This window comes from Streptomyces sp. NBC_01465 (assembly GCF_036227325.1).
In the GTDB taxonomy this organism is placed as follows: Bacteria; Actinomycetota; Actinomycetes; order Streptomycetales; family Streptomycetaceae; genus Streptomyces.
Window position 1 is genome coordinate 7,885,711 of sequence record NZ_CP109467.1, and the last position, 17,866, is coordinate 7,903,576.

General features: G+C 70.2%; 14 protein-coding genes. 3 read left to right on the forward strand and 11 right to left on the reverse strand.

Annotated features, from left to right (window positions below; translation table 11 throughout):
• Positions 1-49 precede the first annotated feature (49 nt).
• The 7 genes from OG707_RS36660 to OG707_RS36690 form a co-directional block, all read right to left on the reverse strand.
• Positions 50-895 carry an NAD-dependent epimerase/dehydratase family protein gene (locus OG707_RS36660; protein WP_329126168.1) on the reverse strand — a complete coding sequence of 282 codons (846 nt, stop codon included), beginning with the start codon at positions 893-895 and terminating at the stop codon, positions 50-52.
• Positions 896-900: 5 nt separating this feature from the next.
• Positions 901-3,123: an FAD-dependent oxidoreductase gene (locus tag OG707_RS36665; protein WP_329126170.1), complete on the reverse strand. Its 2,223-nt coding sequence runs from the start codon at positions 3,121-3,123 to the stop codon at positions 901-903.
• A gap of 3 nt (positions 3,124-3,126) precedes the next feature.
• The gene (locus OG707_RS36670) at positions 3,127-5,421 is read right to left on the reverse strand and encodes a hypothetical protein (protein ID WP_329126172.1); all 2,295 of its coding nucleotides are present in this window, start codon (positions 5,419-5,421) and stop codon (positions 3,127-3,129) included.
• A gap of 65 nt (positions 5,422-5,486) precedes the next feature.
• Positions 5,487-6,365: a carbohydrate ABC transporter permease gene (locus OG707_RS36675; RefSeq protein ID WP_329126174.1), complete on the reverse strand. Its 879-nt coding sequence runs from the start codon at positions 6,363-6,365 to the stop codon at positions 5,487-5,489.
• Positions 6,362-7,309 carry a carbohydrate ABC transporter permease gene (locus OG707_RS36680; RefSeq protein ID WP_329126176.1) on the reverse strand — a complete coding sequence of 316 codons (948 nt, stop codon included), beginning with the start codon at positions 7,307-7,309 and terminating at the stop codon, positions 6,362-6,364. Before OG707_RS36680 ends, OG707_RS36675 begins: the two co-directional genes overlap by 4 nt.
• 6 nt (positions 7,310-7,315) lie before the next feature.
• Positions 7,316-8,695 (reverse strand): ABC transporter substrate-binding protein, encoded by a 1,380-nt coding sequence (locus OG707_RS36685; protein ID WP_329126178.1) that lies wholly within the window; start codon positions 8,693-8,695, stop codon positions 7,316-7,318.
• A 61-nt stretch (positions 8,696-8,756) separates the two neighbouring features.
• A complete protein-coding gene (locus OG707_RS36690) occupies positions 8,757-9,743 on the reverse strand; it encodes a LacI family DNA-binding transcriptional regulator (RefSeq protein WP_329126181.1) in 987 nt (328 codons plus the stop codon).
• A gap of 192 nt (positions 9,744-9,935) precedes the next feature.
• Between OG707_RS36690 and OG707_RS36695 the strand changes: the two genes are divergently transcribed.
• Positions 9,936-11,078 carry a mandelate racemase/muconate lactonizing enzyme family protein gene (locus tag OG707_RS36695; RefSeq protein WP_329126183.1) on the forward strand — a complete coding sequence of 381 codons (1,143 nt, stop codon included), beginning with the start codon at positions 9,936-9,938 and terminating at the stop codon, positions 11,076-11,078.
• Positions 11,079-11,088: 10 nt separating this feature from the next.
• Here OG707_RS36695 and OG707_RS36700 read toward each other — a convergent pair whose 3' ends face one another.
• Positions 11,089-13,092 (reverse strand): GxGYxYP domain-containing protein, encoded by a 2,004-nt coding sequence (locus OG707_RS36700; protein WP_329126184.1) that lies wholly within the window; start codon positions 13,090-13,092, stop codon positions 11,089-11,091.
• Between the two features lie 192 nt (positions 13,093-13,284).
• On the opposite strand from OG707_RS36700, the gene OG707_RS36705 reads away from it, so the two are divergent.
• Positions 13,285-14,103, forward strand: coding sequence for a phytanoyl-CoA dioxygenase family protein (locus tag OG707_RS36705; protein WP_329126186.1), 819 nt, complete (start codon positions 13,285-13,287; stop codon positions 14,101-14,103).
• Positions 14,100-14,372: a hypothetical protein gene (locus OG707_RS36710; protein ID WP_329126188.1), complete on the forward strand. Its 273-nt coding sequence runs from the start codon at positions 14,100-14,102 to the stop codon at positions 14,370-14,372. Before OG707_RS36705 ends, OG707_RS36710 begins: the two co-directional genes overlap by 4 nt.
• Here OG707_RS36710 and OG707_RS36715 read toward each other — a convergent pair.
• The 3 genes from OG707_RS36715 to OG707_RS36725 form a co-directional block, all read right to left on the reverse strand.
• Entirely contained in the window at positions 14,359-15,255 is an 897-nt protein-coding gene (locus tag OG707_RS36715) for a hypothetical protein (protein ID WP_329126190.1), read from the reverse strand. The genes OG707_RS36710 and OG707_RS36715 overlap by 14 nt on opposite strands.
• Positions 15,252-16,262 (reverse strand): SPFH domain-containing protein, encoded by a 1,011-nt coding sequence (locus OG707_RS36720; RefSeq protein ID WP_329126192.1) that lies wholly within the window; start codon positions 16,260-16,262, stop codon positions 15,252-15,254. Before OG707_RS36720 ends, OG707_RS36715 begins: the two co-directional genes overlap by 4 nt.
• Before the next feature lie 83 nt (positions 16,263-16,345).
• Positions 16,346-17,812: an MFS transporter gene (locus tag OG707_RS36725; RefSeq protein ID WP_329126194.1), complete on the reverse strand. Its 1,467-nt coding sequence runs from the start codon at positions 17,810-17,812 to the stop codon at positions 16,346-16,348.
• Positions 17,813-17,866: the final 54 nt, after the last annotated feature.

Here is a 17,866-nt window from a genome sequence, read left to right on the forward strand (position 1 = left end):
TCGCCAACTGGTCGGAGCACATCGACGGCAAGTCCACCTACAACCCGTCTCAGTCGAGCAGGTGCTGCGCACGGAAGCCGAGCAGCCGTTCGGCAGCCGTGAGATCCACCGGGGCGGTACGCCCGGGAAGCGGGCGCAGCCGTCTGGTGGTGGGGTGGTAGCGGCGGAGGAGGTCCTCTGTGTCGTACGGGACGAGGGTCTCGGGGGCGCAGAGGTGCACGGTGTGGGCGCCGGGCTCGGTGACGTCCAGTGCCAGGAGGGCGGCGCGGGCCGCGTCCCTGACCTCCAGGTACGTCCACAAGTCCCGCGCCCCGAGCGCCGGTTCGGCCGTGACGCGGGCCGCGTGCGCGCGCAGGCGTTCGTCGAAGCCGCCGACGAACGGGTAGCGCAGGGCGACCACACTCATCCCGTGCCGCCGCGCCATCATCCGCGCGGTCAGCTCGTCGGCCTGCTTGGAGAGGCCGTACGCGTCCTCGACCTGCGACTCCATGGCCTCGTCGACGGGTACGTACGCGGGGTGCGGGTCCTCGACCGACGTCCAGGGCAGGCCCGTCACACCCCATGAACTGGCCAGCGCCACCTGCCGGACCCCCGCCAGGCCCGCCTCCTCGAGGACCACGAAAGTGGCCTTGGTGTTGCCGCCGAAGACCTCGAGCGGAGTGTTGCGCTCCGGAGTCGGGATCGCCGCCAGATGAATCACCGCGTCCGCGCCCTCCAGCGCGGCCCGGACGCTCTTCTCCTCGGCGGCGTCCCCCGTCACCACCAGCCGTGCGGCGAGGTCGCCCGGGTCGTCCAGGACCAGGGCGTTCGCCTCGATGCCGTGCTCGGCCAGCAGGGCGAGCACGGCGCGGCCGATCCTGCCCGCCGCCCCGGTGACCATGACTCTGCTGACCATTCCGACTACTCCTGTGCGTAGGCGCGTACGGCGACGATGTGCGCCGACGCGGAACCGTTGGTGGCCTCGACGACGACCCGCAGCGCGTCCGTCGTCACCGACTCCTCCAGGGTGAGGGATGTGCGGCGGCGACGGTTGTCCTGCGTACGGGAGAGCGTCCGCCAGGAGCCGTCCGGATCGCGCGCCTCGATGCGGAAGTCGCGCAGCAGGGTGGGCAGTACGTCGAACGGGGTCCTGTGGTGGTGCAGATTGATCAGGTCCTCGTTGACGTCGTCGTCGGCGATGACGTCGATCCTGCCCAGGGTGACGGGCTCCGGCCAGGCCAACTCCAGCCAGGCGCCGGTGTCCTGCGGCTCCGATACCCACTGGTGCGGTCCTGCGTACGGGCGCAGATATCCGTCGACAGCCTTGGCCGGGGCGAAGGCGGACGTCTCTCCCGTACGGAGACAGAACGTGCGGCGCAGCAGTCCGGCGTCGGTCCACTCGCGCAGCGGCTGCGGCGTCTCGTCCTGGGGGCGGAGGGGGATGCGGGTGAAGCACAGGACGCCGGGGGTCGGGCGGTCCGCGAGGCGCAGGGTGAGTGCTTCGTTGGCGCGTACGAGGAGGAAGGCGTTGCGCGGAGTGTCGGGGGACCACTCCAGACCCGTCTTGACCCATTGCTGTGCGCCGGCGGACACGGGCACGGTGGCGGTGGAGATCAGGCGGCGCGGGACGTAGTTCTGGCCGAGCTCCGGGTCGTACAGCTCGACGACCAAGTCGGTGTCGCGCTCCGCGTCCAGGAGGAGTTCCACGCCGGTGAGTTGCGGGTCCACGGGCAGCACGATGCCCGCGTCGGCGGTCAACTGCCACTGCTCGTCGGGTGTTTCGGCCGCGATACCCGTGAGGGTCGAGGACGCCGTCACCGTGGCGTGCCGCGCCAGGTCCGCGGTGTCCGCGCAGGCCAGGCCGATCACCGACGCGTCCTCGCGCAGCAGCGTCCGCTGCAGAGCGGGGACGTCGAGTGCACGCGGGGTCAGGCCCTGCTCGGCGCAGAGCGCGGCCGCCGTCCCCGCCGCCTGCCCGATCGTGGCGCAGGTCGCCATCACCCGGGTCGAGCCGAAGGCGACATGGCTCGCGGAGATGTTGCGGCCCGCGAAGAGGAGATTCGTGGTGTTCACCGAGTAAAGGCTGCGGTACGGGATGTGGTAAATCCCGTCCGCGTAGCGCTGCTTGGCGCCGTCCTCGGCCGCGTACACGCCCTGCGGCGGATGCAGATCGATCGACCAGCCGCCGAAAGCGACGCGGTCGGCGAACTCGCTCTGGCCGAGGATGTCGCCCTGGTGGAGGACGTAGTCGCCGAGGAAGCGGCGGTACTCGCGCTTGCCGGGCACCGAGCCGACCCACTCCAGGGTCATCGTCTCCGCGTCGAACTCGCCCGAATTCTTGATGTGGTCCCAGATGCCGTAGATGACCGCCCACAGCTCGTCGCGGATCTTCTCGTTGTCGTGCACCGTGTCGAGCTCGCCGCCGAACTCGATCCACCAGTACGCGCAGCCGTTGTCGCCCGCCTTGATGATGCGGCGCTGCGGGATGGACGTCTTCGTGATGTCCTTGGCGAAGTTCGGCGGTACGTACTTCACCGGCCGCCCTGCGTCCTTCGTGTAGAAGAGGAGCGTCGAGCCGAGCGTGATGTCGTCGGCGGTCTCGGGCGCCCACGCCTCGCCGTACTCGGCGAACGCCTCGCGGCCGATGCGGTGGTGCGCCCCCGCGAGATGCCCGATCAGGCCGTCGCCCGTGCAGTCGAGGAACACCTCGCTCTCGAAGCGGATACGGCGCTCGGACCCCATGGTCCAGCCGGTGACGGCGGTGATCCGCCGTGCGTCGTCGGGGCCTTCGGCGTCGACCTCGCGCACATCGGTGTTGAGGTAGAGGGTGAGGTTCGGCTCGGCGCGTACGGCGTCAAGGACCACGGTGTCCCAGTAGTACGGGTTGCCGTCGGGGTTGCGGAACTGGTTCTCCACCAGCAGCTCGCCCATGATGCCGCCCTCGCGGGCGTGGTGGTTCTTGCCGTGCCCGGTCGCGCCGCACACCCAGACCCGTACCTCGCTGCTCGAATTGCCGCCGAGCACCGGCCTGTTGTTGATGAGCGCGACCGTCCGGCCCAGCCGGGCGGCCGCGATGGCGGCACAGACCCCGGCCAGGCCGCCGCCGACGACGGTGATGTCGTGTCGTGCGGTTTCGTTCCTCATGGCTTACTTCCAGTCGGGGTTGGCGGCGAGACCGTAGAAGATGCGCGGTGCGCCGTCGAGGGTGAGGGTGACCTTGCCGCCGGCGGCGGTGAGCGTGCTCTCCTGGCCGATGCAGTTGAGTACGGTGACCGTGCCCGCGACCGCGCCGGAGTGGGCGACGACGGCCGTCTTCGTCGCCCAGGTGTCGGTCCAGGGCTCGGGGGACGCGTACCAGGCGTCGTCGCCGTGGTCGGCGTTGAGGACGTAGCCGTCCTTGCGGCTCCACAGGATCGACACCGGGCCGCGGTCCGGCGTCGTGAAGAGGAGGCCCTTGACGTCGGGGTCTGCGAAGACGAGCGGGCGGACGTAGGTGGCCCGGTCGAGGACGCGGGCGGCCGTCGCGTACGCGAGCAGCGAGGGCTTGGCACTCGTGTCGCGGTTCATCAGGCCCGTGTGGTACTCGACGTTGGTCGGGTCGGCCGACTGCGGGTGGCTGATGACCGAATCGTGCAGCTGGTACCAGTTGACGCCGCGCACCCCCTCGGACTTGGCCAGCGCGAGGGAGAGCAGGACGTTCTCGGCGGCGTGCCGGTAGGTGTCGTGCCACCAGGAGTTGGGCTTGGTGGGGGCGTACGCCTCGCTGAGCCAGAGCTCCTTGTTGCCGCCGTACGTGTCGACGGTCTCCCTGGCCTTGCGCACCGCCCCGAGGAAGTTCCAGTACGAACCGTTCGTCCCCTGGCTCCACTCCTCCACGGGCGGGGCGTAGTCGGCGGTGAAGTTGCCGCGGCCCGGGTGGATGGCGAAGGCGTCGATGAGGTCCCAGCCGCCCGCGGCGTGGAAGTTCTCCGTCCAGACGTAGTCCATGCCGCCGAGGCCCGCGTTCATGACCTTCATCGTCGAGCCCGCGGCGGCCAGCCGGTCGGTGACCTGGCGCAGTCCGTCCCTGACGTACACATCGGCGCCCCGGCCGGACATCCAGGGGGTGTTGACCTCGTTGGCGACCTCGAAGTACGGGGCCTTCGAGTCGATCGCCTTGGCGACGTTCGTGTCGGCCCAGGCGGCGATCTGCTCGGCCGTGCCGCCCAGCGGGATGGAGCTGAGCTCGACGTTGTGCCCGATGCCGTGGGCGTCGAGGGTCGCGATGTCGATGCCGGGTGCTCCGGCGTAGGCGTTACGGACACGCTTGATGCCCAGCGTCTTCATCAGCCCGAGGACCGCGTCCTGGTTCGGCTTCAGCAGCCACGGGTAGTTGGCGATGCCGAACATCGACTCGTCGCCCGCCTGGTACGCGAAGTCCGGCAGGACCGTGAGGTTGGTCCGGGCGAACGCGGTGTCGCTGCCCGCGACTGCCTCCACCTCGGTGAAGACAATGCCCTGGGACGGCGAGGTGACCGTGAAGGCGGCGTCCCACGCCGTACCGGCGGCCACCGTACGGGAGACCGTGCCGCCGCCGATCTGCGTGCCGGCGAAGTCGCGCGCCCACCAGTTCAGGGTCACCGGCCGGTCCGCGGCCGCCCCGTTGACCACCTGCGCCTTGAGCGTCATGGTCTGCCCGGCGGCCTTGTACAGGTTGAACGGCTGGTCGGTCCACACCTCCACGCCCAGCGGCCGGCCCTTCGCGAGGGCGCCCGCGCCGCGCGGCCGCATGGTGCCGAGCACGATGTCGGCCTCGGTGACGGCGGAGGTCGTGCCCGTCGACGTACCGGGGGCGTGGACCCAGGTGGCGTTGGTGTACGAGGGGGTGGTGGCGGACAGGCAGGTGAAGGTGGTGGCGTCCGGCCAGGTGTCGGTGTAGACGGCGCCCGCGTTGACCTCGTACGGAATGCCGCCTCGGGCGTCCTTCTCCCAGACCGTCAGCGCCTCGTACGACTCGGTCGCGCCGGTGCCCTGCGCGGCGCGGGCGAACAGGAACCCGGTGGGCGTCAGCGTGGTGGAGCCTGCGACCTCCCACTTCAGGTGCGCCTTGTGCGCGGTGACGTCGAACGTGCCGGTCACCGTGATGCCGGGGGCGCCGCCGCCCAGGATGTACGTGATCTTCAGCGCGGGGCGGCCGTCGTCCAGCGTGATCTGCGACGGAGTGCCGCCGAAGGTGCGCTGCTGGCCCAGCACACTGTCCTTGATCATGAAGTGGGTGAGCAGCAGACGGCTGGTGCCGGCGGCGTCCTTGAGCAGCACACTCCCGTCGGTTCCGCCGACGAGCGTGATGCCCTCGGCGGTGAGCGTGACGGGGTCCGCGGCGTGCGCGACACCCGCCGGAAGGAGGGCGGCGCCCGTGGCGACGACGGTGCCCTGGAGGAATCTGCGGCGTGCGACAGACATGGCAGTGCCTTTCTCTTGTCCCGAAGAGGAAGCTGCGATGGGGGAGTTGCGCTGTGGTGCGGGCGTCAGCCCTTGACGCCGGTGAAGCCGAGTCCGGCGACGATGTACTTCTGGCAGACGACGAACACGAGGACCGGCGGCGCGACGGCGAGCACCATCGCGGCGATGAGCTGGTCCTGCGGCGCCTGGGTGGCGAGCTGGGCGAGGGCGACACTGATCGGCTGTTTCTCCGGATCGGTGATCGCGACCAGCGGCCAGATGAAGTCCTTCCAGCTGTGCATGACGGCCAGCAGGCTGATCACGGCGAGCACCGGACGGCTCATCGGCAGCACGATCTTGGTGAGCAGCTGCCAGGTGTTGGCGCCGTCGACCCTGGCCGCGTCGAAGAGCTCCTTGGGCAGTGCGTCGAAGAACTGCTTGGCGAGCAGCACGGTGAAGGCGTTGGTTCCGGCCGGCAGCCAGATCGCCCAGTAGGTGTCGCCGAGGTTGAGGTGCAGGAAGGGCACGTCGATGACGGTCATGAAGAGGCTGACCATGTTCACCGAGTACGGCACGAACATCGTGGCCAGGATCGCCCCGTAGATCACCTTCCCGAACTTCGGCCGCAGCACGGACAGGGCGAAGCCCGCCGTCGCGGAGATGAAGAGCTGCACGAACCACGATCCGCCGACCACCAGGAAGGTGTTCATGAGGTAGTGGCCGATGCTCAGATCGGTGTACGCCGTCGAGAAGTTGCCCAGGAGCGGGCGGTCCGGCCACAGGGCCAGGGGGTGGTTGCTCAGCTCGGTGGGCGGGGTGACCGCGCCCTTGACCATCCAGTACAGCGGTCCGATGCCGATGAGCAGCAGCAGGACCAGGGTGAGCCCCTGGATGGAGCGCACGGCTGCCCGTACGCCGGGCCGCTGGCGGTCGTTGGTGGAGACGAAGGTGGTCAGCGAGGTCATGACTTGCTCCAGCTGCGGGTGGCCCGCAGATAGACCGCGGAGAGCAGGGCGAGGGTGAGCACCATCAGGAAGGAGAGGGCGGCGGCCTGGCCGTACTGGCCGTCCTGGAAGGCGTAACGGAAGATCAGCAGCAGCACGGTGAGGGTCGAGTTCTCCGGGCCGCCGCCGGTGAAGACGTACGGCTCGGTGAAGACCTGCACGGTGGAGAGGAGCTGCACCAGGAGCAACAGGCCGATGACCGACCGCAGTTGGGGCAGCATGATGTGCCAGATGCGCCGCCAGATCCCGGCGCCGTCGACCTCGGCCGCCTCGTACAGCTCGCCCGGGATGGAGACCATCGCGGCGAGGTAGATCAGTACGGCGCCGCCCATGCCGGCCCAGGTGGACTCCAGGACCAGCGAGAGCATCGCGGAGTCCGAGGACTCCAGCCAGGGGTACGGGCCGAGGCCGATCGTGCCGAGCGCGCTGTTGAAGAGGCCGGTGCCCGGATCGTAGAACCACTTCCACAGCAGGATCGCGACCACCGGCGGGATGACGACCGGCAGATAGACCAGGAAGCGGTACACCCCGGCGCCGCGCCTCACCGTCGACATGACGGCGGCCAGGATCAGCGGGGCGGGGAAGCCGATGAGCAGGCCGAGGCCGACGAAGAACAGGGTGTTGCCGACGGCGGTGGAGAGCAGCGGATCGTCGAAGAGCGCCCGGAAGTTGTCCAGGCCGACCCAGGTGGCGGGCTCGACGAGGTTGGTCTTCTGGAAGCTCATCAGCAGGCTGCGCACGATCGGCCACCAGGCGAAGAGCCCGAAGACGATGAGCGTGGGCACGAGGAAGAGCCAGGCCGTCAGCTGCTTGCGCAGTCCGCCTGTGCGCCTGCGGTCCACGGCCCGCTCCGCGGGCTCCTTGGACACGGCTTCGGCGCGCCGGGGGTGGGTGAGCAGGGTCATGACCGGCTACTTCTGGGCCGCGGCGAGCTTGGCGTTGACGTCCTTCTCCGCTGCGGCGAGCAGCGAGGGGATGTCGGCGTCGCGCTTGGTGAGCACTGCCTGGACGACCGTGTCGAGCGCGGTGTAGAGCTGCTGCGCCTGGTAGGAGGGCTCCGGCTTGAGCTCCAGCTTCGACAGGCCGTCGATGTACGGCTTGAAGTGGTCCAGCTTCACATTGACGTACGGCTTGATCGCGGCGTTGATCGCGGTCTGCCGGGCGGCGTCGAAGACCGGCAGGGTCGGCACGCCCACCGCGGACTTGGGGTCGGCGGAGAGGGCCTTGGCCTGGGTGGCGGCCGCGTCGGTGCTGTACTGCGGTTCGGCGTAGGCGAAGGTCAGCCACTTGACGGCGGCTGCGGCGTGCTTGGTGTCGGCGGACTTGGGGACCATGTAGATGTCGCCGCCGGTGAGGGTGGCGTTGCCGCCCGCCTGGGGCAGCGGGGCGACCCCGAACGCGTCGGTGTTCTCCATGGAGAACTGCATCTTGGCGAGCCGGTAGGTGCCGGGGCTGCCCATGTACATGCCGATCTGGCCGGCCGCGAAGTTCTTGATGACGTCGGTCTGGTTGTTGAGCAGGTTCTTGCCGAGCGAGTCGTCCTTCCAGCGCATGTCCTTGAGCAGACCGAGCGCCTTCTGGGTGGCCTCACCGGTGAACGTGGCGCTGTACTTGCCGCCCTGCTGCGTCTCCAGGTCGCCCCCGAACGCGTAGCTGAGCATCGTCAGCTGCCAGCCGCCCTGGTTCTCCTTGGACTCCTGGACGTAGCCCGCCTTGCCGGTCTTCTCGCTGATCGCCTTGGCGGCGGCGCGGACCTCGTCCCAGGTGGCCGGCGGCTTGTCGGGGTCGAGGCCGGCCTTCTTGAAGAGGTCACGGTTGTAGACCAGGCCCTGTGCGTACGGGTTCTGCGGTACGCCGTAGACGTCGCCCGCGGTGTCGCTCAGGGGCTTGAGGATCTGCGGGTTGAACTCCTTGAAGTGGTCCCAGGCCTTGAGCTGGCCGGTGATGGGCTGGACCTGCTTCTGCTGGATGAGGCGCTGCGGCTCGGTGAGCGGGACCTTGATGACGTCCTCGACGCTGCCGCCCGCGAGCTTGGCGGAGAAGGTCAGCGGGTCGAAGACGGTGGTCGAACCCTGCACCTTGATGCCCGGGTTGGCCTTCTCGAAGTCGGAGACCTGCTTCTTGAACAGGGCCAGACCCGGCTTGTCGGTGGCCGGCGGCATGCCCTGGACGCGGAGCACGACATCGCCGTTGGAACCGGACTTGCTGGGCGTGACGGCGGCACAGCCCGAGAGGGCGACGGTGACGGCCACGCAGCCGAGTACGGCTGCACGACGGGATATTGGGGACATCTCGACTCCAAGAAGAGCAGGGGGTACCTAGGGAGGGCGTGCCTGAAGGTCGTACGAGGGGTCAGCGGGTGGGCGCGGGGCCCGTGGAGGCGCGCGGGACGAGCCGGGAGCCGATCTCCACGACCGGGGTCCCGCCGGCGCCGTTCGCCCGGCCGGCGATCGTCTCGATGAGGAGGTCTCCGGCCTTGGCGGCGATCTCCTCCGGATCGATCCTGATGGTGGTGAGGCTGGGGGTGGAGACGGAGGCGAGCAGCGTGTCGTCGATGCCGATGACGCTGACGTCGCCGGGCACGCTCACTCCGAGTGAGTTCATCTGGTGCAGTACGCCGAGGGCGACCAGGTCGTTGTGGGCGATCACGGCCGTCGCCCCGTGTGCGGCGACGAGGGTGGCGGCGTGCACGCCGGTCTCGAACCGCGGTTCGTAGGGGCCGAGTTCGACGACGGAAAGGTCCAGGGCCTCGAACGACTCGTGGATGGACTTGCCGCGGGTGAGCTCGTCGCGCGAGGCGTTGATGAAGACGCAGCGCCGGTGCCCGTACGCCCGCAGGTGCTCGACCGCCTGGGTGATCCCGGCGGACAGGTCGATGCGGACCTCGGGGATGCCGGGCACGTGGCGGTTGACGATCACCAGGGGCATCTGGCCCGCCAGTTCGAGCAGCCGGTCCTCGCTGAGCGTGGAGGCCCAGAGGACCAGACCGTCGACCCGCTTGGACACGGCCGCGATGGTGGCCAGTTCGTCCGTCTCGTGCTCGTCGCTGTCGGCGACCAGGACCGTGAAGCCCTGGCGCCGGGCGCGGGCCTGGATCGCCTTGACGATCGGCGGGAAGAAGGGGTTGGCGATGTCCGGGATGATCATCCCCAGGGTGCCGGTGGAGCCGCCGCGCAGGCTGCGGGCCGCCGGGTTGGGGGCGTAGCCGAGCTTGGCCGCCGCGTCCAGAATGCGCTGCCTCGTCCTCGGCTGCACCTGGTCGGGGGCGGTGAAGGCGCGGGACACCGTCGAGACCGAGACGCCTGCTGCGCTCGCCACCTCCCGGATCGTGACTGCCACGGACGGCCTCCTCGTCGTCGTACACCTGCTGGATGCGGTGGATCCTTGCGAACGTTCCCGGACGTGTCAAGAGTGTTTCCACAAGGAAAATCCTCTGGGTACAGGGGACTTGCGCGAGACGCGTGTCCCCGCCAATGATTCCTTCTCGGCAACATCTCTGAAATTGCGGGAACGTTTTCATAGAGGAGTGGCATGAAGATCACCGGCCTGGAAGTGCTGACTCTCCCCGACCACGGCGACAGCATGATGCTGGTCGCCGTGGACACGGACGAGGGCATCCACGGACTGGGGGAGGTCGGTATCAGGTCCCGTCAGAAGGCGGTGGCGGGCGGGATCGAGCACCTTGCGGAGCTGATCGTCGGGGAGGACCCGACGCGCATCGAGCACCTCTGGCAGGTCATGTTCCGGCGCGGCTTCTTCCCTGCGGACCGCATCCTCGGAGCCGCCATCGCCGCGGTGGACGTGGCACTTTGGGACATCCGCGGCAAGGCTCTGGGTGTGCCGGTGCACGAACTGCTCGGCGGCCGGGTGCGCGACCACGTGCCCGCCTATGTGCACGTCGGCGACGGCTACCACGACCGCGAGGGGTTCCTCGCCCGCTGCCGCGACCTCGTCGCCGAGGGCTGGGGGCATCTGCGCTTCGCGGCGCCCCACGACGCCAACGACGTACTGGACGCCCGGCGTTGTCTGCGTGACTCCGTCGCCCTCTTCCACCAGGTGCGCGAGACCGTCGGGGACGAGGTGGAGCTGATCCTCGACGTGCACACGCGGCTCGACCCGCCGGAGGCGCTGACGCTCTGCCGTGAAATCGAGGCGGCACGCCCGTACTTCGTCGAGGATCCGCTGCGCTGCGAGAACCCGGAGAGCTACCGGATGCTGCGGACGCGCACCGGCGTACCGCTGGCCGCGGGCGAACAGTACGGATCCAAATGGGAGTTCAGGTCCCTGATCGAGGGCGACCTCATCGACTACGCCCGCGTGGACATCGGCGTCGCCGCCGGCCTCACCGAGGCGAAGAAGATCGCGGCGATGGCGGAGACCCACCACATCAAGCTCGCCACCCACAATCCGCTGGGCCCCGTCACCGCGGCCTCGTCCCTGCAGCTCAACCTGGCCTGCCCCAACGTGGCGATCCAGGAGCACCAGACCGACCCCGAGCCGGCGATCGCCGCCCTCTTCACGCAGCGGCCCACGGTCGTGCCCGGACGCGTCGAGTACAGCGACCTGCCGGGCATCGGCGTCGTCATCGACCGCGACGAGGCCCGCAAGTACCAGGCCACCGCCGCCGAGCGCCCCCATCTGCGCACGGCGGACGGTGCCTTCACCAACTGGTAGAGATGCGCCGTCAGACGGTCCGGCCGAGCAACTCGAAGAAGGTGTCCCCCCGTACGAGCTCGAAGGGGTCGCCGAGCAGTTCACCCAGCTCGGCGATGTCGTCCGGCGTCCAGTTCCAGGCGTTGACGGCCCCGGCGACGAACAGCGGACCGGCGCCGTCCCAGCCCTCGATGTGCCGCACCAGCGCGGCGTGGTACTCGGCGGCATCACCCTGCGGCGAGAAGTTGCCGATCACCTGCAGACCCGCGGGACGCGTCTGCAGGTCGCCCGTCTCCCAGGACTGCACGATGCCGCGCAGCGGGGTGTTCCTGCGGTACGAGGAGACCACCCGCTCGTCGAGGGGCACCCACCCTTCGCCGTCCGGCCTGCGCTGGTTGTACGCGTAGACGAGGTCCATTCCGGTACGGCGGAGGAACCGGCCCGAGAGCTCCGTGTAGGAGTCCAGGGCCTCCGCCGGCCAGGAACCGGGGTAGGTGTAGCCCGCCCCGGAAGGGCCCGCGATCAGCAGGTCGTTGGCCGTCGCGGTCTGCTGGTAGTACGCGAGGAGAGCCGGCCCCAGGTCGGCCAGGAGCGGGCTGACCGTCCAGTTGACGGGGACGCGGCCGCGCGCCGGGTTGTCCCACAGGTCGCGCATACGGCGCTGGCAGTACTGCGCGTTGTCGCCCTCGCCGACGGTGAGGGTGAGGTAGACGCGGTTGCGGAGGGAGGCCTTGGGCCGGGGGCGGACCGTGGAGGAGATCTTCGCCGGGACTCCCGCGTGCACGGTGCCGTTCATGTAGAAGTCCGTGGCGATCACCTCGATGCCGTGCCGCGAGGCCCGGTCGACGCCGCCCCATTCGCCCGCCACGTCGTTGGAGAACCAGCCGCAGTACGGGGTCGTCGGCGTGACCCGGGAGAAGACCTCGTCGAGCAGTTCCCCGGTCGCGCCCGCCGGTGGCAGCCACAGGACCATCGCCCGTCCGGCCACCGCGTAGTCGCGGAAGTACGGGAAGGGCTCGACGCGGGTGGGTGGGGTGGTGGTCGCGGTGACCAGGTACTGGTTCCACACGTCGACCTCGGCGACGAGCTGCCCGGTGCCGGCCGGCGGGGCGAAGCGGTAGATGAAGTAGCCGCCGCCGTCGCCGAAGCGGTTGGCGTCCCCGCCGAGGGCGGAGTTGAGGCCGTCGAAGAGGTACGGGGCCTCGCCGTCCGTGCCCGCGGTGAAGGACGCGATGACCTGGCCGTCGGCCTTCACCGTGACCTGGTGGACCGACGCACCCCAGCCGTCGTCCCCGAAGGAGTCCTGGAACCGGAGGAACACGCCGTCCGCGCCCGGGAGTTCGGCGCTGAGGTCGAAGGTGCGGACCGCACGGTTGGAGGAGTCGCGGACCCGCACGCTCTCCCGCGCGACCTCACGCCACTGCACCCCGTCGGCCTTCACGGTCCTGGTCGGCGGCAGCCCGGTCAGGAAGGTGTGCGAGCAGCGCGGGAAGAGGTTGTCCAGCTGCCACCGGTAGACGGCTGCGGGGTCGTCGTCGAAGCGGCCGCGCAGGTCGGCGACGGTTCTCAGCCCGTACGTGCGGGCCTGCTCGGCCGTGGCGGCCACCGCGTTCTCCAGGCCGGCCAGAGTCGTGGCCACGTTCACCGAGTCCGGGACCGCGGGGTCGTGCAGTACGGCGCCGCGTATCTCGCCGCGGTAGCGGTCGATGAGGTCGACGGCGTGATCGTGGTGGGTGACCGGGACGCCGGTGGAGGCGAGCCAGCGCTGATCGAGGCCCGAGGTGTCGTACGTGAAGTACAGGCGTGGCCTCTTGCGGTTGACGACCCCCTGCAGGGTGGTGAGGAGCAGTTGGTCGTCGCCGCCCAGTGCGCCGGCGTCGGCGACATCGAGGTGGACGGGGCTGCCGAAGGACGGCAGCAGCCGGGCGGCGGACCGGGATTCCGCCGCTGCGGACGACGCGGGCAGGGAGATCCCCAGACCGGCGGCGGCCAGGGTCGCGCCAGGGGCCATCAGGAAGCTTCGTCGGGACACCATCAACGATCACTGCTCCTCTGGGAAGGCGTGACATCGTTGTCAACAGCCAGTGAACGTAGCGATGAGGAAGGGGAGTTGTCCATGGGGCGTGCGTGACGGACTCCGTCCGTGTGCAGGGCGGGGTGAAAATTGACCAGCAGTGGAGGATTGCAGCCCACGACAGCACGCCAGTTGATTTTCTACGGTCGGTCCATGACAACCAGCACCGAGCCACTGTCCTCGGTCCAGATGGCGCGCTTCGTCGCGCACGGCTCCCTGCGCCTGGATGCGGTCGTACCCCGGGAGATGAACGACCGTGCGATCCCGATCCTCGATGCGGGGATCCCGGCGGTACCCCACCGGACACCGGTCGACACAGCGTTCCCCGAGGGCTCCTTCGTCCGCGAACTGCTCGAACTCCCCGCCGTCTCCGGGGCGTTGACCAGCCTCGTCGGTCCCGACCCGACCGTGGACCACCACGCCGTGCACATCCGCGAGCCCCTCAACGGCACCGCCCAGCCGCTGCACGGGGACGCGATCATCGACGTACGGCCCGACGCCTTCGACGTGCAGCTCATGTACTACCCGCACGAGGTGACCGCCGACATGGGCGGCACCCTGAGCGTCCCGGGCAGCCATCTGCGCCGTACCAACGAGAGCGACACCGGCCGCTACCAGAATCTGCGCGGCCAGACACGGCTCGTCTGCCCGGCCGGCACCGTGGTGCTTCTGCACCACGGGCTGTGGCACGGCGGGCGCCGCAACGACAGCGCCGTACGCCGCTACATGTTCAAGATCCGCTTCAATCCGACCGTGCCGCAGGTGCGCCTCTGGGACACCGCCGATCTCGACGATCCGGCGGTGGCGGCCGAACTGCGCACCCAGTTCCCGTGGTACGAGCACGCCACGGGGCGCCTGGAGATCTACAACCGCATCCATCTCTGGCGCGCTCTCACCGGCGACCCTTCCTTCGACCTCGACCAGTGGACCACCCGGGTGGCCAACCGCCCGGCTCTCGGGAGCAACGCATGAGCACACGTCAGCAGGTCCTGGTGCTGTACCTGGCCACGTCGGCCCTGGACGCGGAGGTGGTGGGCTGGGCGAACTACGACGGCACCGGCCGCACCCGCCCGACGACCGGCGACAGCGACGAGCCGCCGTATCCGACGGGAGTGGCCGCGCTGGAGGACGGCTGGCGGCTCTTCCAGGCCTCGCAGCTGCTCCCGCCGCAGGCGGGCCACGAGTACGACACGTCCTTCCTCAAGCACGAGTTCTTCTTCGAGAAGCTCACAGCAGTCTGAGCGCGTCGGCGCACACGCCCACGCGGACGGTCTGGCCCCAGGTGAGCTGCAGCGCGTCGGTCTCGATCCCGTCGCCGAAGGCGATCAGCCGGTCGGACTCGACGGTCAGCCGCAGCCGGTCCGTCCGCGTGAGCAGCCCTTCCACGTACGTCGTCCCGGTCACGGGGGAGGGCCACGCCTCCCGTACGAACCACAGCAGCCGGCGGTCGGTGGGGCCGGGCACGGCGAGGGCGCTCGCGCGCTGGAGCCACAGGGAGCGGAGCCAGCCCGTGGCGCCGGTCCCGGTGCCCACCAGGACCCCTGAGGAGGCCTGGGGTTCGGCGGGGGTCGTGCCGTCGTCAGGGCCCAGGCGGTAGCGGGCGGTCTGGTGTCCGGGCGGGCCGAGGTAGATCTCGTTGAGTGCGAGGAGCCGCTGGGTGTCGTCGGCGACGGCCTCCACCATGGTGAGTTCGTCGGCGGCGGCTCCGGGGGTGACGGCGTGGGCGAGGAGCTTCGCGGTGTCGACGGGGCTGTGCCGTACGAGCACTCCGGGATTGCGCCCGGGGTCGGTGTCGATGCCCACGACCGGCTGACCCGAGAGGTACTTGGCCGCGTTGGCGACGAGCCCGTCCTGGCCGACGACGACCACCACGTCCTCCGGGCCGAAGAGGAACCGGTCGAGGTCGGCCCGTTCCACGGTCGTCTGCCGCCACTGCAGTGGTACGGCCGCCGCCACATTGACCAGGGCTCGCTGCGTGCGGTGGTGGCGTTCGGCGACCTCGTCGATCGACCGGCCGCGCCCGCTGAGGAAGAACGCGGCCTGCCCGTGCGTACCGTGCCGGGCGAGCAACTCCTCGTACTCGGTGGTGCGGTGGACCAGCACCGCGCGCGGGGCCAGGCTCATGACGCGTCGGCGGCGGGACGGCCCAGCTTGGCGAGGAGCCCGGTCAGGACGTCGGGGGAGAGGGTGAGGCTGTCGATGCGCGGGAGGTTCTCGGCGAGACGGCCCGCGGTCAGTGCGTTCAGGGTCGCCGCATCCACCTCGGTGTGGACGCGCAGCCAGGCCGCCTGCGCCTGGGCGCGCGCCTCGCCGACCTCGCGGGCGGCCTCGGCCTCGGCCTTGGCGAGCCGTACGGTACGTGCTGCCTCGGCCGTGGCCCGAACCGCGTCGGCGGCCGCGTTCTCCTCGGCCTTGCGGCGGGCGTTGATGCCGTTCTGGTCGACCAACTGCTCTTCCTGGCGGGCCAGTTCGATCTTGCTGGCGAGCTCGTTCTCGGCGATGGCGCGCTCGCGCTGGACCGCCACGGCGCGGCGTTCGTACGTGGCCCGGTCGGCCTCCTGCTGGATCTGCTCCCGTGCGGGGGTACGGAGCGCGCGCTCCACCTCGGCCTCGGGCCGCACGGCGACCACCCGGACGGCGACGACCTCGATGCCGGTGGCGGGGAGTCTGGGCTCGTCCGTGAGCCCGGTCGTGATCCGGTCGCGTACGGCTGACACTCCGTCAACCAGGGCTGCGGCCAGGGTGGTTCGCGCCAGTACGTCCAGCGCGTGCTGCTGCGCGGTCTCGGTGAGGAGGGTGGCGAGCTGCTCCAGAGGGGCGCCGCGCCAGGCGCCGGTGTCCGGGTCGACGGAGAAGTCGAGCCGGGCGGCGGCGGTGGCCGGTTCGCTGATCCGGTAGGTCACCGTGGCCTGGAGGGTGACGTCCTGGAAGTCGGAGGTGCGGGCGTGGAAGGCCATCGCCAACTCGCGGTCGTTGACCGGTACTTCGGAGAGTGCGGCGGACAGTGGGCGGAACCAGAAGCTCAGCCCGGTGCCGTCGTGGGCGACCTTGCCCTGCTTGTGGTGGCGGATGTGGGAGGTGGGTGCGGAGCGGAGGTGGCGCCAGCCGAGGCGCCGGGTGATGTCTGCCATGGGAAGACCTCTCTTCTCGTCAGTAAGACGATATTGGTTCGCTTCAATATCGTCAAGACGACGAAAAGAGAGGTTCGGGCGAATCAGGCGGAGGCCGGGGACTTCGCCGGCGCGGGACGGGCGGGTGCGGTCGTGGCGGACGGGCGGGGGAGCAGGGCGATCAGCGCGGTGGCGACGACGAGCAGGAACACACCGATCCAGGTGGTGAGTTCGGCGGCCGAAGCGTACGCATTCCGGCCCGGATGCGCGCCCAGCGAGGCGAAGAAGACCGCGCCGAGGGCGGCGACCCCGGTCGCGCTCGCGAACTGCTGGGCGGTGGTCAGCACGCCGGCCGCGGAGCCCGCCTGCGCGGGGCGGACCCCCGAGAGGACGGTCCCCATCAGGGAGGGCACGGCCAGGCCGCTCCCCAGGCCGAACAGCCCGAGCGGGGCAATCAGCAGGGAGGCGTGGAGCCCGCCGCCGGTGAGGTGGAGCGAGACGGCGAGGACCGCCATGCCGAGGGCGCAGATCCCCGTCCCCGCGTACAGCACCCGCGTGCCGAACCGCGCGACCAGTCCCCGCCCGAGCAGCGAGGCGGCCATCGACGCCGCGCCCATCGGCAGGAACACCAGCCCCGCCGATCGCGCACCGAGCCCGAGCCCCGACTGGAGCAACAGGGTCTGTACGAACATCAGGCCGCCGAAACTCGCCATCAGCGCCACATTGACCGTCAGCCCCGCCGAGAAGGAACGCGAGCGGAACAGGGCCGGGTCCAGCAGAGGTTCACCGCCGCGACGCGCAAGACCCCGCTCCCACCGCAGCGTTGCGTACAGCGCCGGGACGGCCGCGGCCAGGGAGACCCAGCACCACAGCGGCCAGCCCCGGTCCCGGCCGAGCACCAGCGGTGCCAGGGCCAGCGCCAGGGACCCGCAGACGCCGAGGGCGCCGAGCGGGTCGAGGCGCGAGCGACGCCCGGGTTCGCCGGCCGGGAGCAGCCGCAGGGCAGCGGCCACGGCCACGGTGCCCACCGGGACGTTGACCAGGAAGATCACCCGCCAGCCGAGCCCGAGCAGATCCGCCTGCAGCAGCAGCCCGCCGAGCACCTGCCCCGCGATGCCGCCGGTGCCGATGGCGACCCCGAACCAGGACATCGCGCGCGGCCGGCTCTGCACCGGGAACAGCGCGGTGATCAGGGCCAGCACCTGCGGCGCCATCGCGGCCGCGGTCAGCCCCTGCAGCAGGCGGGCGCCGACGAGCTGCGCGGGGGACTGGGCGAGACCGCAGAGCAGCGAGGCCAGCGCGAAGCCGGTCATGCCGAGCGTGAACAGCCGCCGGTGGCCGTAGAGATCACCGAGCTTGCCGCCGGTGACCATCGCGGCGGCGTACGTGAACCCGTAGCCCCCGACGACGAGTTCGAGGGCGGAGGGCCCGGCGTGCAGATCGTGCGAGAGGGACGGGGCGGCCACATTGACCACCATGTAGTCGAAGGAGGCCATGAAGGTGGCGAGCAGGATCACCGGAAGCGTCAGCCAGCGGCGGCGGTCGGAGGGGTGCGTGGACACGGCGCTCATGTGGGCGGCCTCTCGTGCGGGGTGTGTACGGAGAGGTTCGCCTCGCGCCCCGGT